The sequence below is a fragment of the Geodermatophilus sp. SYSU D01045 genome (genome assembly GCF_054050295.1).
In genome coordinates this window covers 154,852-177,622 of the sequence record NZ_JBJGZB010000004.1, presented here as the reverse complement: position 1 = coordinate 177,622, position 22,771 = coordinate 154,852, and the positions used below count along the sequence as shown (strand labels likewise).

Annotated in this window: 26 protein-coding genes; 21 read left to right on the top strand and 5 right to left on the bottom strand. The window is 74.0% G+C overall.

The window, feature by feature from the left end; all coding sequences use genetic code 11:
- The first annotated feature begins 179 nt into the window (after positions 1–179).
- From rpmE to ACI798_RS05120, 18 genes are all read left to right on the top strand, one after another.
- Positions 180–404, top strand: coding sequence for a 50S ribosomal protein L31 (gene rpmE, locus ACI798_RS05205; protein WP_387992433.1), 225 nt, complete (start codon positions 180–182; stop codon positions 402–404).
- Between the two features lie 114 nt (positions 405–518).
- Positions 519–1,598: a peptide chain release factor 1 gene (gene prfA / locus ACI798_RS05200; RefSeq protein WP_457047398.1), complete on the top strand. Its 1,080-nt coding sequence runs from the start codon at positions 519–521 to the stop codon at positions 1,596–1,598.
- Complete coding sequence (gene prmC, locus ACI798_RS05195) at positions 1,595–2,458, top strand: peptide chain release factor N(5)-glutamine methyltransferase (protein ID WP_456940320.1); 864 nt, start codon at positions 1,595–1,597, stop codon at positions 2,456–2,458. The genes prfA and prmC overlap by 4 nt, the downstream gene beginning before the upstream one ends.
- A 6-nt stretch (positions 2,459–2,464) precedes the next feature.
- Entirely contained in the window at positions 2,465–3,106 is a 642-nt protein-coding gene (locus ACI798_RS05190) for an L-threonylcarbamoyladenylate synthase (RefSeq protein WP_457047397.1), read from the top strand.
- Between the two features lie 176 nt (positions 3,107–3,282).
- A complete protein-coding gene (locus ACI798_RS05185; protein WP_456940277.1) occupies positions 3,283–4,587 on the top strand; it encodes a glycosyltransferase family 4 protein in 1,305 nt (434 codons plus the stop codon).
- Complete coding sequence (locus ACI798_RS05180; protein ID WP_456940276.1) at positions 4,584–5,060, top strand: hypothetical protein; 477 nt, start codon at positions 4,584–4,586, stop codon at positions 5,058–5,060. Before ACI798_RS05185 ends, ACI798_RS05180 begins: the two co-directional genes overlap by 4 nt.
- A 13-nt stretch (positions 5,061–5,073) precedes the next feature.
- Positions 5,074–5,400, top strand: coding sequence for an AtpZ/AtpI family protein (locus tag ACI798_RS05175; RefSeq protein WP_456940275.1), 327 nt, complete (start codon positions 5,074–5,076; stop codon positions 5,398–5,400).
- The gene (gene atpB / locus ACI798_RS05170) at positions 5,397–6,227 is read left to right on the top strand and encodes a F0F1 ATP synthase subunit A (RefSeq protein WP_456940274.1); all 831 of its coding nucleotides are present in this window, start codon (positions 5,397–5,399) and stop codon (positions 6,225–6,227) included. The genes ACI798_RS05175 and atpB overlap by 4 nt, the downstream gene beginning before the upstream one ends.
- A gap of 97 nt (positions 6,228–6,324) precedes the next feature.
- On the top strand, positions 6,325–6,552 hold the full coding sequence (atpE, locus tag ACI798_RS05165; RefSeq protein WP_387992453.1) for an ATP synthase F0 subunit C: 228 nt from the start codon (positions 6,325–6,327) through the stop codon (positions 6,550–6,552).
- Between the two features lie 46 nt (positions 6,553–6,598).
- The gene (locus tag ACI798_RS05160) at positions 6,599–7,180 is read left to right on the top strand and encodes a F0F1 ATP synthase subunit B (protein WP_456940273.1); all 582 of its coding nucleotides are present in this window, start codon (positions 6,599–6,601) and stop codon (positions 7,178–7,180) included.
- A complete protein-coding gene (locus ACI798_RS05155) occupies positions 7,180–7,998 on the top strand; it encodes a F0F1 ATP synthase subunit delta (protein ID WP_456940272.1) in 819 nt (272 codons plus the stop codon). The genes ACI798_RS05160 and ACI798_RS05155 overlap by 1 nt, the downstream gene beginning before the upstream one ends.
- 56 nt (positions 7,999–8,054) lie before the next feature.
- Positions 8,055–9,686, top strand: coding sequence for a F0F1 ATP synthase subunit alpha (gene atpA / locus ACI798_RS05150; RefSeq protein WP_456929338.1), 1,632 nt, complete (start codon positions 8,055–8,057; stop codon positions 9,684–9,686).
- A 3-nt stretch (positions 9,687–9,689) separates the two neighbouring features.
- Complete coding sequence (locus ACI798_RS05145) at positions 9,690–10,661, top strand: F0F1 ATP synthase subunit gamma (protein ID WP_456940270.1); 972 nt, start codon at positions 9,690–9,692, stop codon at positions 10,659–10,661.
- Positions 10,662–10,728: 67 nt separating this feature from the next.
- Positions 10,729–12,165 (top strand): F0F1 ATP synthase subunit beta, encoded by a 1,437-nt coding sequence (gene atpD, locus ACI798_RS05140; protein WP_456929340.1) that lies wholly within the window; start codon positions 10,729–10,731, stop codon positions 12,163–12,165.
- Positions 12,166–12,508: 343 nt separating this feature from the next.
- Complete coding sequence (locus ACI798_RS05135) at positions 12,509–13,066, top strand: hypothetical protein (RefSeq protein WP_457047396.1); 558 nt, start codon at positions 12,509–12,511, stop codon at positions 13,064–13,066.
- A gap of 245 nt (positions 13,067–13,311) precedes the next feature.
- A complete protein-coding gene (locus ACI798_RS05130; RefSeq protein WP_456940268.1) occupies positions 13,312–13,521 on the top strand; it encodes a hypothetical protein in 210 nt (69 codons plus the stop codon).
- Positions 13,522–13,709: 188 nt separating this feature from the next.
- On the top strand, positions 13,710–14,099 hold the full coding sequence (locus tag ACI798_RS05125; RefSeq protein WP_387992473.1) for a F0F1 ATP synthase subunit epsilon: 390 nt from the start codon (positions 13,710–13,712) through the stop codon (positions 14,097–14,099).
- Between the two features lie 31 nt (positions 14,100–14,130).
- Positions 14,131–14,532: a DUF2550 domain-containing protein gene (locus ACI798_RS05120; RefSeq protein ID WP_457047395.1), complete on the top strand. Its 402-nt coding sequence runs from the start codon at positions 14,131–14,133 to the stop codon at positions 14,530–14,532.
- Positions 14,533–14,541: 9 nt separating this feature from the next.
- On the opposite strand, the gene ACI798_RS05115 is transcribed toward ACI798_RS05120, so the two are convergent.
- Complete coding sequence (locus tag ACI798_RS05115; protein WP_457047394.1) at positions 14,542–15,144, bottom strand: cob(I)yrinic acid a,c-diamide adenosyltransferase; 603 nt, start codon at positions 15,142–15,144, stop codon at positions 14,542–14,544.
- Positions 15,145–15,201: 57 nt separating this feature from the next.
- Here ACI798_RS05115 and murA point away from each other — a divergent pair, with 57 nt between their 5' ends.
- Positions 15,202–16,482, top strand: a complete 1,281-nt coding sequence (gene murA / locus ACI798_RS05110) for a UDP-N-acetylglucosamine 1-carboxyvinyltransferase (protein ID WP_456940265.1) — start codon at positions 15,202–15,204, stop codon at positions 16,480–16,482.
- A gap of 1 nt (position 16,483) precedes the next feature.
- Here the strand turns inward: murA and ACI798_RS05105 are convergent, their stop codons facing one another.
- On the bottom strand, positions 16,484–16,816 hold the full coding sequence (locus ACI798_RS05105; RefSeq protein WP_457047393.1) for a hypothetical protein: 333 nt from the start codon (positions 16,814–16,816) through the stop codon (positions 16,484–16,486).
- Between the two features lie 126 nt (positions 16,817–16,942).
- On the opposite strand from ACI798_RS05105, the gene ACI798_RS05100 reads away from it, so the two are divergent.
- Complete coding sequence (locus tag ACI798_RS05100; RefSeq protein ID WP_457047392.1) at positions 16,943–18,961, top strand: protein meaA; 2,019 nt, start codon at positions 16,943–16,945, stop codon at positions 18,959–18,961.
- An 18-nt stretch (positions 18,962–18,979) separates the two neighbouring features.
- Here the strand turns inward: ACI798_RS05100 and ACI798_RS05095 are convergent, their stop codons facing one another.
- Both ACI798_RS05095 and ACI798_RS05090 read right to left on the bottom strand, forming a co-directional pair.
- A complete protein-coding gene (locus tag ACI798_RS05095) occupies positions 18,980–20,176 on the bottom strand; it encodes a sensor domain-containing phosphodiesterase (RefSeq protein ID WP_456940262.1) in 1,197 nt (398 codons plus the stop codon).
- Positions 20,177–20,236: 60 nt separating this feature from the next.
- Positions 20,237–20,974 carry a YqjF family protein gene (locus ACI798_RS05090; RefSeq protein WP_457047391.1) on the bottom strand — a complete coding sequence of 246 codons (738 nt, stop codon included), beginning with the start codon at positions 20,972–20,974 and terminating at the stop codon, positions 20,237–20,239.
- Positions 20,975–21,032: 58 nt separating this feature from the next.
- Between ACI798_RS05090 and ACI798_RS05085 the strand changes: the two genes are divergently transcribed.
- On the top strand, positions 21,033–21,806 hold the full coding sequence (locus ACI798_RS05085; RefSeq protein WP_456940260.1) for an enoyl-CoA hydratase-related protein: 774 nt from the start codon (positions 21,033–21,035) through the stop codon (positions 21,804–21,806).
- A 74-nt stretch (positions 21,807–21,880) separates the two neighbouring features.
- Here the strand turns inward: ACI798_RS05085 and ACI798_RS05080 are convergent, their stop codons facing one another.
- A complete protein-coding gene (locus ACI798_RS05080; RefSeq protein ID WP_457047390.1) occupies positions 21,881–22,714 on the bottom strand; it encodes a hypothetical protein in 834 nt (277 codons plus the stop codon).
- Positions 22,715–22,771 lie beyond the last annotated feature (57 nt).

Here is a 22,771-nt window from a genome sequence, read left to right as displayed (position 1 = left end):
CCGCTGCCCCCCACCGCTCGCACGCTCGCGGCGGGACCCTGCAGCGGGGCCACCGTGGCAGCGGCGGCCGGCCGTCTGGGACACTGGACGGCCGAGCCCTGCTGCGCGCCCGGAATGACCGGCCGGCCGCCGGCGTTCACGACAACAGCACCGAGACGTCCCCGGAAGAGGCCCGCATCATGAAGTCCGGTATCCACCCCGACTACCACACCACCACGGTGACCTGTGGGTGTGGGAACACCTTCACCACCCGCAGCACCGCCCCCGGCGGCACGCTGACCGTCGAGACCTGCTCCGCCTGCCACCCCTTCTACACGGGCAAGCAGCGGATCCTCGACACCGGTGGCCGCGTGGCCCGCTTCGAGAAGCGGTTCGGCAAGCGCGGCGCCACCGCCGGCAAGTAGCACCCCCGACGGCGCCCGTCCCACCTCGCGTGGGGCGGGCGCCGTCGTCGTGTCCGCCCCACCCCTCCGGCAGAGATGGCCATTTCTGCCGCTCCCGCCAGGAGGCACCTCCCCGTGAGCAGCCCGACCGACGCCGCGCCCGACCGGCTGCGCGGGCTGCTCGAGGAGCACGCCGCGCTGGAGACCGAGCTGGCCGACCCCGCGGTGCACGCCGACGCCGGCCGCGCCCGGCGCCTGGGCCGCCGCTACGCCCAGCTCGCGCCCGTCGTGGAGACCGCCCGTGCGCTCGACACCGCCCGGGACGACCTCGACGCCGCCCGCGAGCTGGCCGCCGAGGACCCCTCGTTCGCCGAGGAGGCCCGCGGCCTCGAGACCCGCATCGACGAGCTCACCGACCGGCTGCGCGAACTGCTGCTGCCGAAGGACCCCGACGACGACAAGGACGTCATCCTCGAGATCAAGGCGGGGGAGGGCGGCGCGGAGTCCGCGCTGTTCGCCGGCGACCTGCTGCGCATGTACCTGCGCTACGCCGAGCGCCGCGGCTGGGCCACCGAGGTCCTCGACGCCGTCCCCGCCGAGCTCGGCGGCTACAAGGACGTCTCGATCGCGGTGAAGTCCCGCACCGACGAGGGCATCTGGTCCCGGCTGAAGTTCGAGGGCGGCGTCCACCGGGTGCAGCGGGTGCCGGTCACCGAGTCGCAGGGCCGCATCCACACCTCCGCCGTCGGTGTCCTCGTGCTGCCCGAGGCCGAGGAGGTCGACGTCACCGTGGACCCGAACGACCTGCGCATCGACGTCTTCCGCTCCTCCGGCCCCGGCGGGCAGAGCGTGAACACCACCGACTCCGCCGTGCGCGTCACCCACCTGCCCACCGGCATCGTGGTCAGCTCGCAGAACGAGAAGAGCCAGCTGCAGAACCGCGAGTCGGCGCTGCGCGTGCTGCGCTCCCGGCTGCTGGCCGCCGCCCGCGAGGAGGCCGCGGCCACCGCCAGCGACCAGCGCCGCAGCCAGGTCCGCACCGTCGACCGCAGCGAGCGGGTCCGCACCTACAACTTCCCGGAGAGCCGCATCTCCGACCACCGGGTCGGCTTCAAGGCGCACAACCTCGACCAGGTCCTCGACGGCGAGCTCGACCCGGTCATCGACGCACTCACCCGCGCGCACACCGCCGAGCTGCTGGCGGCCGGGTCCTGAACACGCGCACGCTGCTCGCCGACGCCGCCCGCCGCCTGGCCGACGCCGGCGTCGAGTCGCCACGCGTGGACGCCGAGCTGCTGCTCGCCTCCGTCCTCGGGGCGTCCCGGACGGCCCTGCTCACCCGCGACGACGTCGACGACGCCGCCGCCGCCCGGTTCGCCGCGCTGCTCGACCAGCGTGCCGAGCGCGTCCCGCTGCAGCACCTCACCGGCCGGGCGCCGTTCCGCCACCTCGAGCTGGCCGTCGGCCCGGGCGTGTTCGTGCCCCGGCCGGAGACCGAGCAGCTCGTCGAGTGGGCGCTCACCCGGCTGGCGGGCGTCGACGAGCCGGTCGTCGTCGACCTGGGCGCCGGCTCGGGCGCGATCGCGCTGTCCCTCGCGCACGAGCACCCCGGGGCGCGGGTCACCGCCGTCGAGCGCGACCCGCAGGCGATCGAGTGGACCCGCCACAACGCGGGCCTGCGCGCCGCGGCGGGGGACCGGCCGGTTCCCGTGCTCGCCGGGGACATGACCGACCCGGGCCTGCTGCGCGACCTCGACGGCACCGTCGACCTCGTCGTCTCCAACCCGCCCTACGTCCCCGACGGCGCCCGGGTGCCGCGCGAGGTCGCCGACCACGACCCGCCGCTCGCGCTGTGGGGCGGCCCGGACGGTCTCGACGTCGTCCGCGGGCTGCTGCGCACCGCCGCCCGGCTGCTGCGCCCCGGCGGCGGGCTGGGCATCGAGCACGCCGACCAGCAGGGGAGTGCGCTGCCCGCGCTGGTGCGCGGCACCGGAGACTTCACCGACGTTGCGGACCACCCCGACCTCGCCGGGAGGCCGCGGTTCACGACCGCAGTCCGGGCTGGGGGAGACTGACCGCTCGTGGCCGACCTCTACGACTGCACCGACCCCGAGCAGCGCGCCGCGGGCCTCGACGCCGCCGCTGCCGCGATCGCCCGCGGCGAGCTGGTGCTGCTGCCCACCGACACCGTCTACGGCGTCGGTGCGGACGCCTTCTCGCCCGCGGCAGTCGCCGGCCTGCTGGCGGCGAAGAACCGCGGCCGGGCCATGCCGGTCCCCGTGCTGATCGGCGAGGCGTCGACGATGGCCGGGCTGACGATGAGCGTGCCGCGGGTGGCGCAGCGGCTGGCCGAGGCCTTCTGGCCGGGCGGGCTGACCCTCGTCGTCGAGCACGCGCCGTCGCTGGCCTGGGACCTCGGCGACGCCGAGGGGACGGTCGCCGTCCGCCTCCCCGACGACGACGTCGCCCGCGACCTGCTGCGCCGCACCGGCCCGCTCGCCGTCTCCAGCGCCAACCGCTCCGGCCGGCCCGCCGCCACGACCGCGCAGGAGGCGGGCGCGCAGCTCGGCGAGCACGCCGCGGTCGTCCTCGACGGCGGCCCGCGCGCGGGCTCGGCGGCGAGCACGATCGTCGACTGCACCGGCCCGGTGCCGCGCGTGCTGCGGGTGGGCGCGGTGCCGGTCGAGCGGCTGCGCGAGGTCGTGCCCGAGCTCACCGACTAGGCGAGTGACCCCCGCGACGGCCGCCGTGGATCCGGCTCCGTCCGGTGACGGGGGGATACCGTGGGGGTACCGCCCGTCCGTCCGCCCGCCGTCTCGCCCCCGGGAGCACCGTCGCGATGAGCACGCCCGCCGCGCGCCCGGCCGGGACCGCGCGCGGTCCGCACGGGGGCTGAGCCGTGCGCGAGTACGCCGTCGTCCTGCTGACCGCGGGCCTGGTCACCTTCCTGGCCACGCCCGTGGTGCGGATCGCGGCGGTGCGGCTGCGGATGATGGCCGCCCCCCGCGAGCGCGACGTGCACGTCATCCCCACCCCGCGCGGCGGGGGCGTGGCCATGTACCTCGGGGTCGCGGCGGCGGTGATGGTGGCCACCCGGCTGCCCGCGCTGCAGCGCACCTTCGACGACTCGCAGACCGCCGCCGTCCTCGTCGCCGGCGGGCTGATCTGCCTGCTCGGCGTCCTGGACGACAAGTTCGGCCTCGACGCGCTCACCAAGCTCACCGGCCAGATCGCCGCCGCCGGCGTCATGGTGCTGCTCGGCGTCCAGCTGGCGTTCCTGTTCCTGCCGGTCGCCGACATCGGGACCATCTCCTTCGGCCCGGACGTCGGCGTGCCGCTGACCATCCTGCTGACCGTCCTCACGGTCAACGCGCTCAACTTCATCGACGGCCTCGACGGGCTGGCCGCGGGAGTCTCGGCCATCGCCGCGCTGGCCTTCTTCGCCTACAGCTACAACCTCAGCCGGGTGGGCTACGACGAGGTGGCCAGCGCCCCGGCCCTGGTGACGGCGGTGCTCGCGGGTGCCTGCCTGGGCTTCCTGCCGCACAACTTCAGCCCGGCGCGCATCTTCATGGGCGACTCGGGGTCGATGCTCGTGGGCCTGGTGCTCTCGGCCGCCGCGGTGAGCGCCACCGGCCGGGTCGACGCCCAGTCCTTCGACTCCGCCGCCAGCCTCCTGCCGCTGGCCCTGCCGCTGCTGGTGCCGGTCGCGGTGCTCTTCATCCCGTTCGTGGACCTGCTCCTCGCGGTGGTCCGCCGGACCCGGCGCGGGCAGTCGCCGTTCTCGCCGGACAAGATGCACCTGCATCACCGGCTCCTGTCCATCGGACACTCGCACCGCCGGGCGGTGCTAACCATGTACTTCTGGGCGGCTCTCCTGTCCTTCGGCGCCGTGGCCCTGTCGGTCACCGGCGGGACGGTCGAGCTGCTCGTCGTGATCGGGGTGCTGCTCGTCGTGGGTGTCGTCGTCGTCCTCGCCCCGCACGCCCGGCGTGCCGCCCGCGAGGCCCGGGCCGCCGAGATCGCCGAGCAGCGCCGCCGCAGCCGCGCCGCCCACCCGACCGCGCGGGTCCGCCGTGGCGGGCGCCGGTCCCCGGAGCCCGCGGCGTCGGCGGGTCCCGCGGTGCCGGCCGCCGGACCGGCCGCGGCGAGCACCAGCCCGACCGCACCCCGTGCGGCCGGAGCCGGTCAGGGGCTGCGGTGAGCGCGCCCCGCCCGGCCCCGCAGGTCCCGTGGGACCTGTCGTTCCTCAAGGTCGGGACGCTGGTCACCGGCACGGTCGCCGTCGTGGCGGCCCTGGTCGTCGGCCTGGTGCTCGGCTGGCCCGACGCCGTCGGGGTCCTGGTCGGCGCCTTGGTGGTGACGGCGTTCTTCGTCGTCTCGGGCGTGGTCATCGCCTGGGCCGGCCGGATCAACGACACCTTCACGCTGCCGGCGGCGCTGGGCACCTTCTTCGTCAAGGCCGTCGTGCTGTTCGGGATCCTCAGCGCCCTGCCGGAGGACGGCTGGCTCGACCGCCGGACGCTGGCGTGGACGGTGGTCGTGGGGGCCCTGCTGTGGAGCGGGGTGCAGCTGCGGTGGGTGTGGACCCGCCCGCTGTACTACGTGACGCCGCCCGCGCCACCCGGTCAGGCGACGGTCCCCCCGGCACCGGGAGGCGCCCCGACACGCGGCTGATAGTGTCCGGGCGATGGCCGAGGACGACCCCACCCGTGGGGACCCCCGGCCCCGACCTGCGCGACCAGCCCCTCGGGGCAGCGGTGCCGAGACCGGCTGGGCCGTCATCGGGACCATGATCTCCGGGATGGCCGTGTGGGGCGGAGCCGGGTGGTTGCTCGACCGGTGGTTGGACACGCGGGTGTTCCTGCCGGTCGGGATCCTCCTCGGCATCTCGGCGGCCATCTACCTGGTCGTGAAACGGTTCGGCGGGCTGCCACCAACCCCTGGTGCACCCGAGGGAAGCAACACCCCGGGCGGACGACGGAGCCGGCCCAGGACGCAGAAGGGACAACGGTGACCTCCAGCGCCCTCGCGCTCGTGGACGTGCTCGCCGCCGAGGGCGGCGGGTCCGGCGACGGCTTCCAGGCCCCCGGCCTGGGGGAGTTCTACCCGGAGCCCATCGCCGAGTTCACGCTGCTCGGCATCGACTTCGCGATCACGCGCATCACGCTCGGCCTGTGGTTCGCCACCCTGGCGATGCTCGTCTTCATGGTCCTCACGGTCCGCAAGCCGCAGATCGTGCCGGGCAAGCTGCAGTTCGTCGGGGAGAGCGGCTACTCGCTGGTCCGGGACGGCATCGCCCGCGACGTCGTCGGCCCCAAGGGGATCCCCTTCGCGCCGTTCCTCGCGTCGCTGTTCTTCTTCATCCTCGCGAACAACTTCATGTCGATCCTGCCGCTCGCGCAGATCTCCCCGATGTCGAAGTTCGCGTTCCCGTTGGTGCTCGCCGCCATCTGCTGGGTCCTCTACATCTACATCGGCATCCGCGAGCAGGGCGCCGGCCGCTACTTCAAGGACATCCTGTTCCTGCCCGGCGTGCCCAAGCCGATGTACATCCTGGTCACGCCGATCGAGATCCTGCAGAACTTCATCGTCCGGCCCTTCACCCTGGCCGTCCGGCTCTTCGCGAACATGTTCGCCGGTCACATGCTGCTGGTGGTCTTCTCCCTCGGCGCGGTCTACCTGTTCAGCCGGGACAACTTCTCGATCGTCTTCGGTCCGATCTCGGCGCTGATGGCGATCGTCATGACCTTCTTCGAGCTGCTGGTCATCTTCCTGCAGGCCTACGTCTTCACCGTGCTGATGGGGACCTACCTCAACGGCTCGATCGAGGCCGAGCACTGACCGGCTGAGCAGGCACAGCCCGGACCGCACCACCCCCCCAAGACCCCCGCAAGCCGCCCGGAGACACCGGGCGACGACACAGGAGGAACACCCCGTCATGGATCTTCTGGCTGAGCTGTCCGGCAGCATCGGCTCCGTGGGCTACGGCCTCGCCGCCATCGGCCCGGGCATCGGCGTCGGCATCGTGTGGGCGGCCTACATCCAGGCCACCGCGCGGCAGCCCGAGTCGGCCGGCCTGACCCGTACCTACGCGTTCCTCGGGTTCGCGCTCTCCGAGGCGCTCGCGCTCATCGGCTTCGTCGTCCCCTTCGTCTTCGGCACCTGATCCGCGCCCGCGGGCCGGTACCGACTGAGACAGGGACACTGAGACCATGAACATCCTCGCAGCGGAGAGCGCGAACCCGCTCCTCCCGCCCCTCGGCGAGATCGTCATCGGGCTGATCGCGTTCGCGGTCGTCATGCTGGTCTTCTTCAAGTTCATCGCGCCCCGCTTCGAGCAGGTCTTCCGGGCCCGCCGCGAGGCGATCGAGGGCGGGATCGAGCGCGCCGAGGCCATGCAGGCCGAGGCGAAGGCCGCGCTGGAGCAGTACCGCGCCCAGCTGGCCGAGGCACGCACCGAGGCCGCGCAGATCCGGGACCAGGCCCGCGCCGAGGGCCAGCAGATCCTCGAGGAGCTGCGCGCCCAGGCGCAGGAGGAGTCGGCCCGCATCGTCGCCCGCGGCGAGGAGCAGCTGGCCGCCAACCGGCAGTCGGTGGTCAACGAGCTGCGCGGCCAGATCGGCACGCTGGCCGTCGACCTCGCCGGCCGTGTGGTCGGGGAGTCCCTGGAGGACGAGGCCCGGCGCCGCGGCACCGTCGACCGGTTCCTCGACCAGCTCGACGGCATGGCCGGCGGTGCGGCGGGCAACGGCCGCACCGGCAGCACGGTGTTCGTCCCCGGCGGCGACCGCTGATGGACGCCTCCAGCCGCGAGGCGCTCGTGGTCAGCCGCGAGCGCCTCGCCGCGACGACGGCCGGTGCCGCCGGCCCGGGCCTGCTGGCCCTGGCCGACGAGCTGTTCGCCGTCGCGCGGCTGCTCGACGGCACCGTGGCGCTGCGCCGGGCCCTGTCCGACCCGGCGGCCAAGCCGGCCGACCGGGCCGGGCTGGCCCGCCGGATCCTCGGCGGGCGGGTCTCCGAGGCCACCGTCGACCTGGTCGAGACCGCCGCCCGCCAGCGGTGGTCGCGGCCGCTGGACCTCGTCGAGGCCGCCGAGATCCTCGCCACCGAGGCCTCGCTGGACGCCGCCGAGGCGCGCGGGGAGCTCGAGGGCGTCGAGGACGAGCTGTTCCGGTTCGGCCGGATCGTCGGCGGCGACCCGGAGCTGTCCCGCATCCTCTCCGACGACTCGGCACCGGCCGAGGGACGCGCGGCGCTGCTCGACCGGCTCCTGTCGGGCCGGGTCAGCCCGGTCACCGAGCAGCTGCTGCGGAACTCGCTGACCGCCCGGCACGTCGGTAACGCGGAGAACCGTGTCGAACGGCTGTCCGTGGCGGCCTCCGCCCGGCGCGGCCGCTCGGTCGCCCACGTGACGACGGCGGTGCCGCTGACCGTGACGCAGGAGCAGCGGCTGCGCGACGTGCTCGGCCGGATCTACGGGCGGACGATCGGCCTGCAGGTGACGGTCGACCCCGAGGTGCTCGGCGGCCTGGTCGTGCGCGTCGGCGACGAGGTCATCGACGGCAGCATCGCCAACCGGCTCGAGTCCGCCGGCCGCCGGCTCGCCGGCTGACCCGCCCCACCCCAGACCACAGACAGCACGACCCAGCAGGGAAGAGGACGCGCGCCATGGCCGAGCTGACGATCTCCGCAGACGAGATCCGCAGTGCCATCCAGAACTACGTCACCGAGTACTCCCCGGACGTGTCCCGGGAAGAGGTCGGGATCGTCACCGAGGCCGGCGACGGCATCGCCCGGGTCGAGGGCCTGCCCTCGGTCATGACCAACGAGCTGCTCGAGTTCGAGAGCGGCGTCCGCGGCCTCGCGCTGAACCTCGACGTCCGCGAGGTCGGCGTCGTCATCCTCGGTGACTTCGCCGGCATCGAGGAGGGCCAGCAGGTCCGCCGCACCGGCGAGGTCCTGTCGGTGCCGGTCGGCGACGGCTACCTCGGCCGCGTCGTCGACCCGCTCGGCAACCCGATCGACGGCGGCGGCGAGATCGCCACCACCGGCCGCCGCGCGCTGGAGCTGCAGGCCCCCACCGTCGTGCAGCGCAAGTCGGTGCACGAGCCGCTGCAGACCGGGATCAAGGCCATCGACGCCATGACCCCGATCGGCCGCGGCCAGCGCCAGCTGGTCATCGGCGACCGCCAGACCGGCAAGACGGCGATCGTGCTCGACACGATCATCAACCAGAAGCAGGCCTGGGCCACCGGCGACCCGAAGCAGCAGGTGCGCTGCATCTACGTCGCCGTCGGCCAGAAGGGCTCGACGATCGCGGCGATCCGCGCCTCGCTCGAGGAGGCCGGCGCGATGGAGTACACGACCATCGTCGCCGCTCCCGCCTCGGAGGCCGCCGGCTTCAAGTACATCGCCCCCTACACCGGCTCGGCCATCGGCCAGCACTGGATGTACGAGGGCAAGCACGTCCTGATCGTGTTCGACGACCTGTCCAAGCAGGCCGAGGCCTACCGCGCCGTCTCGCTGCTGCTGCGCCGCCCGCCGGGCCGCGAGGCCTACCCGGGCGACGTCTTCTACCTCCACTCCCGGCTGCTGGAGCGCTGCGCCAAGCTCTCCGACGACCTGGGCGCCGGGTCGATGACGGGTCTCCCGCTCATCGAGACCAAGGGCAACGACGTGTCGGCCTACATCCCGACCAACGTCATCTCGATCACCGACGGGCAGATCTTCCTCGAGACCGGTCTGTTCAACTCCGGTGTCCGCCCGGCCATCAACGTCGGCATCTCGGTGTCCCGCGTCGGCGGCTCGGCGCAGATCAAGGCGATGAAGTCGGTCGCGGGCCGCCTCCGCCTGGACCTCGCCCAGTACCGCGAGCTCGAGGCCTTCGCCTCGTTCGCCTCGGACCTGGACGCCTCCAGCCGGGCGACCCTCGACCGCGGCCAGCGCCTGGTGGAGCTGCTCAAGCAGGGCCAGTACCAGCCGTACCCGGTCGAGCGCGAGGTCGTCTCGCTGTGGCTGGGCACCACCGGCAAGCTCGACCGCGTGCCGGTGTCCGACGTCCGCCGGTTCGAGTCGGAGTTCCTCGACTACATCGGCCGCAGCGAGAGCGGCGTCTTCGACGAGATCCGCACCTCGCGGGCCCTCGGCGACGACGCGGTGAGCAGCCTCGAGCGCGCCGTCGAGAGCTTCTACCAGCAGTTCACGACGTCGGACGGCACCTCGCTGGTCAACGAGCCCGAGGCCGAGGCCATGGACGCGTCCGAGCGTGGCCAGGAGCGCGTCCAGGTCAAGAAGGCCTGACCGGTGGCCGGTTCCCTTCGCGCGCTGCGGCGCCGCATCCGCTCCACCCAGTCGACGAAGAAGATCTTCTCGGCCCAGGAGCTGATCGCCGGCGCCCGCATCGTGCGCGCCCAGGCCCGGGTGGAGGCGTCCAAGCCGTACGCCCGGGAGATCACCCGGGTCCTGTCCGCGCTGGCGTCGTCCGCCTCGCTCGAGCACCCGCTGCTCACCGAGCGGCAGTCGACGCGGCGGGCCGCGGTCCTGGTGGTCACCTCCGACCGCGGGTTCGCCGGCTCGTACAACGTCAACGTGCTGCGGCGGACCGAGGAGCTGCTGTCGCTGCTGCGGCAGGAGGGCAAGGAGCCGCAGGTCTACGTCATCGGCCGCAAGGGGGAGACCTACTACTCCTTCCGCAACCGGCCGGTGGTGCAGACCTTCACCGGGTTCTCCGAGCAGCCGGCCTATCCCGACGCCCAGGAGGTCGGGCGCGTCCTCATCGACGCGTTCACCGCCGGTGCCGACGACGCGGACGGCGGCCCGGGTGCCGACGGCGTGGCCGGCGTGGACGAGCTGCACATCGTCTACACCGAGTTCCGGTCGCTGCTCGCCCAGGTCCCGGTCGCCAAGCGGCTGGCCCCGTTGGAGGTCGAGGAGGTCGAGGAGTTCGACTTCGAGCGGGAGGACCGCGAGGCCGGCCGCACCGGCGACTCCGGCGTCCCCACCTCGTACGAGTTCGAGCCCTCGGCCGACGCGCTGCTCGACGCGCTGCTGCCGAAGTACGTCACCACCCGCATCTACGCGGCGCTGCTCGAGGCCGCGGCCTCCGAGTCGGCGTCGCGGCGGCGGGCGATGAAGTCGGCCTCGGACAACGCCGAGGAGCTGGCGAAGAACCTCTCCCGCCAGGCCAACCAGGCGCGCCAGGCCGAGATCACCCAGGAGATCAGCGAGATCGTCGGTGGCGCCGACGCGCTGGTCGCAGCCAACGCCGACGACTGACCACCCCGGTCCCCGCCCGAGGCGGGGGCCGCAGGATCTCCGATCCACCTGACCGAGGAGCCCCCTCATGACCGTCACCGAGGACCGTCCGACCACCCAGACGACCGGCCGCGTCGTCCGGGTCACCGGGCCGGTCGTCGACGTCGAGTTCCCGCGCGACGCGATGCCCGACCTGTTCAACGCCCTGCACGTCGACGTGACCCTCGCCGACCTGGGCAAGACGCTGACCCTCGAGGTCGCCCAGCACCTGGGCGACAACGTGGTCCGCACCATCTCCATGGCCCCGACCGACGGTCTGGTCCGTGGCGCCGAGGTCCGGGACACCGGAGGCTCGATCAGCGTCCCGGTGGGCAACGAGGTCACCGGGCACGTGTTCAACGCCCTCGGTGAGTGCCTCGACAAGCCCGGCTACGGCCAGGACCTGCCGCGCTGGTCGATCCACCGGCACGCGCCGCGGTTCGACCAGCTCGAGGGCCGCACCGAGCTGCTCGAGACCGGCATCAAGGTCATCGACCTGCTCACCCCGTACGTGGCCGGCGGGAAGATCGGCCTGTTCGGCGGTGCCGGCGTGGGCAAGACCGTGCTGATCCAGGAGATGATCCGCCGGGTCGCCCAGGAGTTCGGTGGCGTGTCGGTGTTCGCCGGCGTCGGCGAGCGCACCCGCGAGGGCAACGACCTCATCACCGAGATGACCGAGTCCGGCGTCATCGAGTCCACCGCGCTGGTCTTCGGCCAGATGGACGAGCCGCCGGGCACCCGGCTGCGGGTGGCGCTGTCGGCGCTGACGATGGCGGAGTACTTCCGCGACGAGCAGAACCAGGACGTGCTGCTCTTCATCGACAACATCTTCCGGTTCACCCAGGCCGGGTCCGAGGTGTCCACGCTGCTGGGCCGCATGCCCTCCGCCGTGGGGTACCAGCCGACCCTCGCCGACGAGATGGGCGAGCTGCAGGAGCGGATCACCTCGACGCGGGGTCACTCGATCACCTCGCTGCAGGCGATCTACGTGCCCGCCGACGACATCACCGACCCGGCGCCGCACACCACCTTCGCGCACCTCGACGCGACGACGGTGCTCTCCCGGCCGATCTCGGAGAAGGGCATCTACCCGGCCGTCGACCCGCTGGACTCCACCAGCCGGATCCTCGACCCGCAGTACGTCGGGCAGGAGCACTACCAGGTCGCGCAGACGGTGAAGCAGATCCTCCAGCGCTACCAGGAGCTGCAGGACATCATCGCGATCCTCGGCATCGACGAGCTCTCCGAGGAGGACAAGGTCACCGTGCAGCGCGCACGGCGGATCGAGCGGTTCCTCTCGCAGAACATGTTCGTGGCCGAGGCCTTCACCGGTCAGCCCGGCTCGTTCGTGCCGCTGTCGGAGACCCTCGAGGCCTTCAAGGCGCTCACCGAGGGCAACTACGACCACGTGCCCGAGCAGGCCTTCTTCATGTGCGGTGGGCTCGAGGACCTCGAGCGCAACGCGGAGAAGCTCAAGCGCGGCTGATCCCGGGCTGCGCCGTCGATGGCCGGGTGTCCCGCTGGGGCACCCGGCCATCGTGCTTCCCGGGTCTCGTCGTCCGCGGCTGGCAGGATGCCCCGGCCGGTCGCGGGAGCCGGGAACGGGGAGCGTGTCAGTGCAGGAGCAGGAGGTCGTCCGAGGGGACGACGAGTCGTCGGCGACGGTGACGACGGAGCACGAGGGGCGCGACGCCGCTGCTCCAGGTGTGACGGCGGTGCTCGAGCCGCTGCCGGGCTCCGGGCCGGCGGTGCCCGGACTGCTGGCACCGGCAACCCCGGAACCGGCGCCGCGACGGTCACGCCGGTGGGTCGCGCCGGTCCTTGCAGGGGTGGTCGCACTGCTCGCCGGTGGAGTCGGTGGCGGGCTCACGGGGGCCGACGCGGCCGACGACCAGGTCCGCGTCGACGCCCTGACTGCCGAGGTGGGTGATCTGCGCCAGCAGGTGAACGGGCTGCAGACCGAGGTCGAGGACACCCGCGACCAGGCGGAGCGGGACGTCGCCGGTGCCCGTGCGGCGGCCGAGTCGGCGGCGGCCGCGGACTACGCGGCTCGGCAGGCCGAACTCGACGCCCGCTCCGCGGCACTCGACGGACGGGAGGCGGATCTCGTCGCACGGGAGGACGCCGTCTCGGTCCTCGAGCAGCAGGCCGCCGACAACCGGATCTCGGGAAGTGGTGTGCACCTCGTCGGGACAGAGGTCGCGCCGGGCACCTACCGTGCGACCGACCCGGGGGAGTGCTACTGGGAGCGGCTCTCGGGCCTGTCCGGCGACTTCGACGAGATCATCGCGAACGGCATCGGAGCCGGGGACGCCACCGTCACCATCCGGGCCGGCGACCTCGCCTTCTCCTCCGAGCGTTGCGGCTCCTGGGAGCGCATCGGCTGAGGTCCGGCCGCGACGGCCCGGTGTCCCTTGCGGGGGACACCCAGCCGTCGTGCGTCCGGGGTGCCACGTACGTGAAGAAACCGTCACGGACGGTCGGGACGGGCCAGGGCGTGGCGCGGCACGGGGTTGACGTCCCCGGCGTCGTGGGCAGGTGCCTTCCGGGCGCACCTCAAGAGCGGGAGCCTTGCTGCCGATCGGAGAGGGTGGCGCCCGGAGGGACCGGACGCGTCGTGTGGGAGAAGACCATGGAGTGGCTGGACGCGACCAGCACCGACGGCACGGTGACCCGCCTGCCGGCCGGGACCGCCGATCCAGGGTGGACCTGGCCGTCGACGTCCGTACCGCACGTGCACGACATCGCCTACGACACCGAGGAGTGGGCGCCCGCCTCGACGGTGCGTCACCCGTGGGTCCGCGTCGGTCGCTGGACCCTCCTCTACCGCCGCGCCGCCTGAGGAACGGCCACCCTTCCCTCCACGCCTCGCCAGCCCGGCGCGGGCCCCTGACGGGTGGCCGATCCAGCACCTCACCCGGCCCGCGCCGGGTGCCGCGGGTCCCGCGGCTAGAGTGGGTCCGTCCGTCGCCGTGCCCGCTTCCCGGCCGGCGTCCCAGCACCGCCCGTCGGTGGACCCGGAGGAGTGTCGTGGCGACCCTGCAGGTCGAGTTGGTGGCCGTCGAGCGGACCATCTGGTCGGGCGAGGCGAGCATGGTCATCGCCCGCACCACCGAGGGCGAGATCGGCGTCCTGCCCGGCCACGCCCCGCTGCTCGGCGAGCTCGCTCCCGGTGGCGTCGTCACCGTCCGGACGACCGAGGGTCCGGACATGGTCGTCGCCGCCCACGGTGGCTTCCTGTCGGTGACGCCGAAGGGCGTGTCCATCCTCGCCGAGACCGCGGAGATCTCCTCCGAGATCGACGTCGAGCGGGCCCGCGAGGCACTGCGCCGCGCCGAGTCCGCCGGCGACGACCCCGAGGCCCTCGCCGCCGCCCGCCGCGCCCAGTCCCGCCTGCGGGCCGCCGGGCAGGCCGACTGAACCGACCGGACCGCGCCCGTCCCAGCCGCCGGTGACCACCGCCCTGCTCGTCCTCGCCGGGCTGCTGGTCCTCGTCCTGGTGGTCGCCTTCCTCATCCGCCGCCGGCTGCTGCTGTCCGGCCTCGGCGCGGTGACGATGTGGCTGCGTCCGGCGGGCAGCTCCCGGTGGTCGGTGGGCGTCGCCTGGTACGGGGGAGAGGCGCTGCTCTGGTACCGCGCGCTGTCCCTGTCGGTCCGCCCGCAGCAGCGGCTGTGCCGCACGGAGGTGGCGGTCGAGGGCCGGCGGGCCCCCGGGCCGGACGACGTCGCCCTGCCCGACGACGCCGTCGTCCTGACCTGCGTCACCGGCAGCGGCCGCAAGGAGCTGGCCATGGACCCCTCCACGGTGACGGGGTTCCTCTCCTGGGTGGAGTCGGCCCCGCCCGTGCACTGACGCCCGGCGTCAGCCCCGCGCGGCCCGCTGGGCGTGGACGCCGCTGTGCGCCCCGGGCTCCCACAGCACGTCGCCGTCGGGGTTGGCCGCGCGGGCGAGGATGAACAGCAGGTCCGAGAGCCGGTTGAGGTAGCGCGCGGTCTCCGGGTTGGTGCGCTCGCCGTCGGCCTCGAGCAGCGCCCACACGCTGCGCTCGGCCCGCCGGACGACCACCCGCGCCTGGTGCAGCAGCGCCGCCAGCGGCGTCCCGCCGGGCAGCACGAAGCTGGTGAGCTTCGGCAGCGCCTCGTTGTGCTCGTCGCAGGCCGCCTCCAGCCGCTCGGTGTAGGCGGCGGTCACCCGCAGCGGTGGGTGCGCGGGGTCGGGCACCACGGGCGTGGACAGGTCGGCGCCGACGTCGAACAGGTCGTTCTGCACGCTGCGCACCAGCTCCACCAGCCCCTGCGACGGCGACCCCAGCGCCAGCGCCACGCCGAGCACGCTGTTGGCCTCGTCGACGTCGGCGTAGGCGGCCAGCCGCGGGTCGGTCTTGGCCACCCGGCTCATGTCGCCCAGGTGGGTCTGCCCGGCGTCACCGGTCTTCGTGTAGATGCGGGTGAGCCGGACGGTCATGGGGCGAGCGTAGGACGCTGCCCGGAGCCGCCCGCGCACCCGCCGTAGGGTGGTCGGGTGCAGTGCTTCGAGGTGACCGGCGGCACCGCCCTCAGGGGCCAGGTTCGGGTCACGGGGGCGAAGAACAGCGCCCTCAAGCTCATGGCCGCCGCGCTCCTGGCCTCCGGGCGGACGACGATCGACGAGGTCCCCGACATCCTCGACGTCGCGATCATGAGCGAGGTGCTGCGCCGCCTCGGCTGCGACGTCGGCTACGAGCGCTCGGGGCACCCCGGGGGCGGCGGCCGGGTCGTCGTCGACGTGCCGGAGGACCCCACCACCGAGACCGACTACGACCTGGTCCGCAAGATGCGCGCCTCGATCAGCGTGCTCGGCCCGCTGGTCGCGCGCTGCGGCAGCGCCCGGGTGGCGCTGCCCGGCGGCGACGCGATCGGCTCCCGCGGGCTGGACATGCACATCTCCGGCCTCGAGCGGCTCGGCGCCTCGATCCACAGCGAGCACGGCTTCCTCGTCGCCTCCGCGCCGCGGCTGGTGGGCACCTCGATCTGGCTGGACTTCCCGTCGGTCGGGGCCACCGAGAACCTGCTCATGGCCGCGGTGCTCGCCGAGGGGACGACGGTCATCGACAACGCCGCCCGCGAGCCGGAGATCGTCGACATCTGCTCGATGCTCACCGCGATGGGCGCCCGCATCGACGGCGCGGGCACGTCCACGCTCACCGTCGAGGGCGTGGACGTGCTGTCGCCGGTGACCTACTCGACGGTGCCCGACCGGATCGTCGCCGGGACGTGGGCGATCGGCGCGGTGATGACCCGCGGCGACGTCGTCGTCGAGCGGGCCGTCCCCGACCACCTCGCCGTCCCGCTGGACAAGCTGGTGAGCGCCGGCGCCACCGTGGAGGTCGTCGAGAACGGCGTCCGGGTCGCCATGGACGAGCGCCCGCGCGGGGTCGACGTCGTCACGCTGCCGTTCCCCGGGTTCCCGACCGACCTGCAGCCGATGGCGGTCGCGCTGGCCGCGGTGTCCACCGGCACGGCGCTGATCACCGAGAACGTGTTCGAGGGCCGGTTCATGTTCGTCAACGAGCTGGTCCGCCTGGGCGCCGACGTGCGCATCGACGGCCACCACGCCGTCGTCCGCGGGCGGGAGCGGCTGTCCTCGGCACCCGTGCTGGCCACCGACATCCGCGCCGGCGCCGGGCTGGTGCTCGCCGGCCTGCTGTCCGACGGCGTCACCGAGGTGCAGGACGTGCACCACGTCGACCGCGGCTACCCGGACTTCGTCGAGCAGCTGCGCGGCCTGGGCGTGGAGATCCAGCGGGTCGAGCGCCCGGACTGACTCAGGCCGCGGGGAAGGAGGACGCCAGCGCGCGGGCGCGGGCCGCGTCCTCCGGGAAGACCAGCACGTCGGCGCGGTGCGCCTCGGGGAAGCGGACGGTCGAGCGGATCCCCGCGTCGGAGAGCACCGCGCGCAGCGCCAGCGCCGACTCGCGGCGGGACAGGGTGGCGACCCGGGTGAGCAGGCCGTCGTCGGCAGGCGAGGGGCGGCGCCGGCGCATGCCGCCGGTGGAGCTCCCGCCGAAGGCCCAGCGCATGAAGAGGGCGAGCAGCACCATGACGACGATCGCGATGACCGGTCCGGCGATGTAGCTCAGACTGCCCGGCTGCAGCACGGCGCCTCCCCTCGGCGGGTGGCGTCCGGGCCTCTCCCGGCCCGGTCGCACACGACCGAGTGTGCCACCGCGGGGCTCCCGGACCGGTGCTGCTACTGGTCGGTAACACCCTTACACTCCGCTGGCATGCCGTTCCCTTCATCGCCGAAGGAGCGCGACCGCCCCTGGGTCATGCGCACCTACGCCGGCCACTCCTCGCCGGCCGAGTCCAACGCGCTCTACCGCCGGAACCTGGCGAAGGGGCAGACCGGCCTGTCGGTCGCCTTCGACCTGCCGACGCAGACCGGTTACGACCCCGACGACGAGCTCGCCGTCGGGGAGGTCGGCAAGGTCGGCGTCCCGGTCACGCACCTCGGCGACATGCGGGCGCTGTTCGACGGCATCCCGCTCGACGAGATGAACACGTCGATGACGATCAACGCCACCGCCATGTGGCTGCTCGCGCTCTACCAGGCGGTCGCCGAGGAGCACGGGCACGACGTCGCGGAGCTCGCCGGGACGACGCAGAACGACATCATCAAGGAGTACCTGTCGCGAGGGACCTACGTGTTCCCGCCCGGGCCCTCGATGCGGCTGATCACCGACACGGTCGCCTACACCGTGACGGCCATGCCCAAGTGGAACCCGATCAACATCTGCAGTTACCACCTGCAGGAGGCCGGCGCGACGCCGGTGCAGGAGATCGCCTACGCGATGAGCACCGCGATCGCCGTCCTGGACTCGGTGCGCGACTCCGGCCAGGTGCCGCAGGAGCGCTTCGGCGAGGTGGTCGCGCGCATCTCCTTCTTCGTCAACGCGGGCGTCCGCTTCGTCGAGGAGATGTGCAAGATGCGCGCCTTCACCCAGCTCTGGGACGAGCTGACGCAGGAGCGCTACGGCGTGCAGGACCCCAAGCACCGCCGGTTCCGCTACGGCGTGCAGGTCAACTCCCTGGGCCTCACCGAGGCCCAGCCGGAGAACAACGTGCAGCGGATCGTGCTCGAGATGCTCGCGGTCACGCTGTCCAAGGACGCCCGCGCCCGCGCGGTGCAGCTGCCGGCGTGGAACGAGGCGCTGGGCCTGCCCCGGCCGTGGGACCAGCAGTGGTCGCTGCGGCTGCAGCAGGTGCTCGCCTACGAGACCGACCTGCTCGAGTACGACGACCTGTTCACCGGGTCGGTCGTGGTGGAGCGGAAGGTCGCCGAGCTGGTCGAGGGCGCCCGTGCCGAGATCGCCCGGGTGCAGGAGATGGGCGGGGCGGTGGCCGCCGTCGAGTCCGGCTACATGAAGGGGCAGCTCGTCGCCTCGCTGGCCGAGCGGCGGCGCCGGATGGAGAACGGCGAGGACGTCGTCGTCGGGGTCAACCGGTTCGAGGGCACCGAGCCCAACCCGCTGCTGGCCGACCTCGACGCCGCCATCCAGGTCGTCGACCCCGCCGTCGAGAGCGCCGCCCGGGAGGCGGTGCGGAAGTGGCGGGCCGAGCGCGACCCGGCGCCGGTGGAGGCCGCGCTGGCCGCCCTGCGGGAGGCCGCCGGCAGCGACGTCAACCTCATGGAGGCGACCCTGCGGTGCGCCCGGGCGGGCGTGACGACGGGGGAGTGGGCCGGCGTCCTGCGCGAGGTGTTCGGCGAGTACCGCGCCCCCACCGGCGTCGCCGCGGCCACCGGCGGCGGCGAGGCCGACGAGACGCTGAGTCGGGTCCGCGAGCGGGTGCGGGCCACCGGCGAGGAGCTCGGCGGGCGGCTGCGGTTCCTGGTCGGCAAGCCGGGGCTGGACGGGCACTCCAACGGCGCCGAGCAGATCGCCGTCCGCGCCCGCGACGCCGGGTTCGAGGTGGTCTACCAGGGCATCCGGCTCACGCCTGCGCAGATCGTGTCGGCCGCGATCGAGGAGGACGTGCACGTCGTCGGGCTGTCGGTGCTGTCCGGCTCGCACCTGCAGGTGGTCCCGGCGGTGCTGCAGGGCCTGCGGGAGGCCGGCCTGGACGACGTCCCGGTCGTCGTCGGCGGGATCATCCCCGACAGCGACGCGCGCCGGCTGCGCGAGCAGGGCGTGGCCCGGGTGTTCACGCCCAAGGACTTCGGGCTCACCGACATCATGGGCCAGGTCGTCGACGTCGTCCGCGAGGCGAACGGCCTGGACGAGAAGGTGCCGGCCTCCGTCTGAGCCGCCGGCCGGCGCCGCTCACGCGATCGGCGCCGGCCGGCCGAACAGGTGGCCCTGCCCGTAGCGGACGCCGCGGGTGAGCAGGGCGTCGCGCTCGGCGGTGGTCTCGATGCCCTCGGCCACGAGCGTGGCACCGGTGTCGGCGGCGAAGGCCACCATCGCCGCGGTCATCGCCTGCCGGGCCGGGTCGACGTCGACCCCGCTGACCAGCGCGATGTCGAGCTTGATGGTGTCCGGCCGCAGCCGCAGGATGTGCCGCAGGCTGGCGTAGCCGGCACCGGCGTCGTCGATGCTGAGCCGGATCCCGGCCGCCCGCAGCGGCGCCAGGGCGCCCAGGACCGGCCCGTAGTCCGCGATCGGGCTGTGCTCGGTGATCTCCACGGTCAGCGCCGTCCGCCGGACGCCGGCGAGCAGCGCCTCGCCGACCTGGGGGGACAGCAGCGCCTCGGGGGAGAGGTTGACCGCCATCCGCCGGCCCCGCGGCAGCCGGTCCCCGGCCTCCAGGGCGGCGTGCACGGCCAGCAGCTCCAGGTCCACGCCCAGGCCGACGACCGCGGCGTCGGCGAACAGCGTCGCCGGGCCGCCCTCGCTGCCGGGGAAGCGGGACAGCGCCTCGTGGGCGACGACGGTGCCGCTGTGCATGTCGACGACCGGCTGGACGTGCACCTCCAGCGCCCGACGCTCCAGGACGTCGCAGACCCGCGCGCGCCGGGTGGCCAGCTCGGCCTCGGCGGCCTCCTCGGCGGTCAGCCGCTCGCCGATCAGCTCGGCGAGCAGCTCCACCGTCCGCACCGACGAGCCGTCCAGCTGCTCGCCGGCGTCCCGGCTGATGCAGCACAGCATCCCGAGCGGGCGCCGGTCGTCGCCGCGCACCGGGGCGCCGACGTAGGAACCGATCCCCAGTTGGTGGGTGACGGCGAGCTCGCGGGTGACCGGGTTGCGGTCGGCGCCGGTGACCACCGGCGGCAGCTGACCGGAGAGCACCCGCACGCAGAAGGACTCCTCGAGCGGCATCGACATGCCCTCGGAGACGTTCATGGCACCGAGCGCGCCGGTGGCCGAGGCGATCTCCTGGCGGTCCTGGGTGAACACCGACAGCCAGGCGACGTCCATGCCGAGCCGGGCGCGCGCGAGGTCGAGCAGGCGGTGCACCCAGTCCCCGCCGGCGTCGTCGGTCGTCGGGTCGGCGGTCGCGACGGGCTGCGGTGCTCCCACCCGGGCAGTGTCGCCGCTGTGCGCCGTCTTGCCCAGGGGGTTGCGGAACGGCTCCGTGCGTCAGACGCGGGGGCCGAAGCGGACGTCGACGCCGGGGGAGAACAGCACGCTGTCCGGCGGGCCGCCGACGCCGGGCAGCCCGGCCGCGGCGAGCAGGTCGCCGTCCCAGGCCAGGAGCTCGGCGCGGTGCAGCGGCCAGGCGGGGTGCTCGTTGGGCCAGTACCGCGGGCGGCCCCGGCTCGTCTGGTGCAGCCCCCAGCGGCCGGTGAGGAAGCGCTCCAGCGGACCGGGCCGCTCCAGCCGTGGGCCGACCCGCACCTGGACGCGGCCGCCGGCGCCGCGCGGGCCGGGCCAGCGCCGCCGGGAGGTGTAGGTCAGCAGGTCGCCGTCGCGGCTCAGGCGCATCCGCGACCAGAGGTAGGGCAGCCCGGCGGCGCGGGCGACCAGGACCGGGAGCAGCCGGTCGGCGTCGAGGGACCGGAAGACGACGCCGCGCCGGCCCCGCCCGTCCACGGAGTACAGCCGCACGTTGGTCTCGAGGAAGGAGCCGACGTAGGGGAGGCCGGGCGAGCCGAGGACGCCGGTGCGGCGCATGCGGAAGGGCACCAGCCCGACCCAGCTGCGCCCGTCCGGGGTGGTGTCCGGCCGGGTGCCCGGCGGCAGCAGCGGCGCGACGACGTCCGGGTCGACCGCCCAGTGGAGGAACGCGACGTCCCGCCAGCCCTGGCTGAACAGCGTCCGCCCGGCGGCGCGCGGCGCGGTGTCGGTGACCTCCTCGACGTCCCTCCCGGTGTCCACCCCTCCAGCGTCCCAGCCGCGTTGCCGCCGACCGGCCGCCCGTGGTGAGGTCGGTCACGTGACCGCCGAGGGAGCTCCCCGCGTCGAGCGCGACGAGGACGTCGTCCGCATCACCATGTGCCGGCCGCAGCGGCGCAACGCGCTGTCCCGCGACCACCTGACCCTGCTGCTGGCCGCCGTCACCGAGGCCGGCGGCACCGACGCGGCAGGCATCGTCCTGGGCGCGGAGGGGCCGGTGTTCAGCGCCGGGCACGACTTCCGGGACGTCGTGGACCGGCCGGTGACCGAGGTGCGCAGCCTGCTCGCCCTGTGCACCGAGCTGGTGCAGACGCTGCAGGACGTGCCGCAGGTCGTCGTCGCGCGGGTGCACGCCCTGGCCACCGCCGCGGGCTGCCAGCTCGTGGCCTCCTGCGACCTCGCGGTGGCCGCGGAGTCGGCCGGCTTCGCCGCCCCGGGCGGCAAGGGCGGCTGGTTCTGCCACACGCCGATGGTGGCGATCGCCCGCAACGTCGGCCGCAAGCGGGCGATGGAGCTCGCGCTCACCGGCGACGTCATCGACGCGCGGACCGCGCTGGACTGGGGCCTGGTCAACCGCGTGGTGCCCGACGGCGAGCTCGACGCCGCCGTCGACGAGCTCATGGCGCGGGCCACCCGCGGCTCCCGGGCCAGCAAGGCGTGGGGCAAGCAGACGATGTACGCCCAGCTCGACCGGCCCGAGCGGGACGCCTACGGCGTCGCCGTCGAGGTGATGGCGTCGGCCAGCCAGATCGACGGCGCCCGCGAGGGCATGCGGTCGTTCCTGGAGAAGCGCCCACCGGTCTGGGAGGACTGAGAGGACCCCGTCCTCCCCACCCTCCGCAGGCTCAGGGCGGCCCCCGGGACGGGGCCGGACCGAGCGGAAGAGACTCAGTCCAGGTCCGCGCAGCCGGTCTCGTGCGGCAGCACCGGCCGGAACGCGATCGACCAGCGGGTGCCGTCCGGCGTGGTCCACGGCGTGAGCACGTTCGCCGGGGCGGCCGCCGCGAGCACGTCGGCCGCCTGCTGCCCGGTGGCGCTCACGCAGGTCAGGCCGGCGCCGATCGGGGTGCCGGGCAGCCCGGGCCCGGGCCAGGCGACGTCGGGCTGGGGGAACTCCGGGTCGCCGCCGGCGAACGGCTGGACCACCACGGCCACCGTCTGCGGCACGTAGGACTCCGCCGGGCCCGCGGCGGCCAGACCGGTGAGCTCGTCCACCAGGTCGTGGAGCCGGCCGCGGGCCTCGGCCTGCTCCGGGGTCAGCGACTCGTCGGGGGTCTCGGCCAGCGCGTAGACCTCGCGGACCGCGGTGCCCTCGGCGGTGGTCAGGGTGATGCGGGTGGTGGGCGCGTCGGCCACCGGCGGCTCGCCGAGGTCGGCGTCGTCGGTCACCCCGGCGTCGACGGCGCGGTCGAGCAGGTCGCGGACGGTGGCCTCGTCGACCTCGGTCACCTGCACGTTCGGCAGCGCGGGGGAGGGCCAGATCTCGATCTGCGGGCCCTCGGTGAACACCCGGCCGTCGCCGTACACGGTGACCAGCGGCAGCCGGGTGGCCAGGTCCTCCGGGGGCACGAAGCCGCCGGTGTGCTCGACCTGCAGCACGGGCCCCGCGGGCAGGGGGTCGGGCGACGGCGCCGCGGCGTCGGTCCCGTCCCGCGCACACCCCGCCAGCGCCAGCGCACCGGCCAGCAGGGCGGCCGCGCGCACCGTCGACGTCGTCGTCACGGTCCTGCGACGCGCGACCCGGCGCCGCGGTTCCCGTCGTGACCGGACCGGTACCGT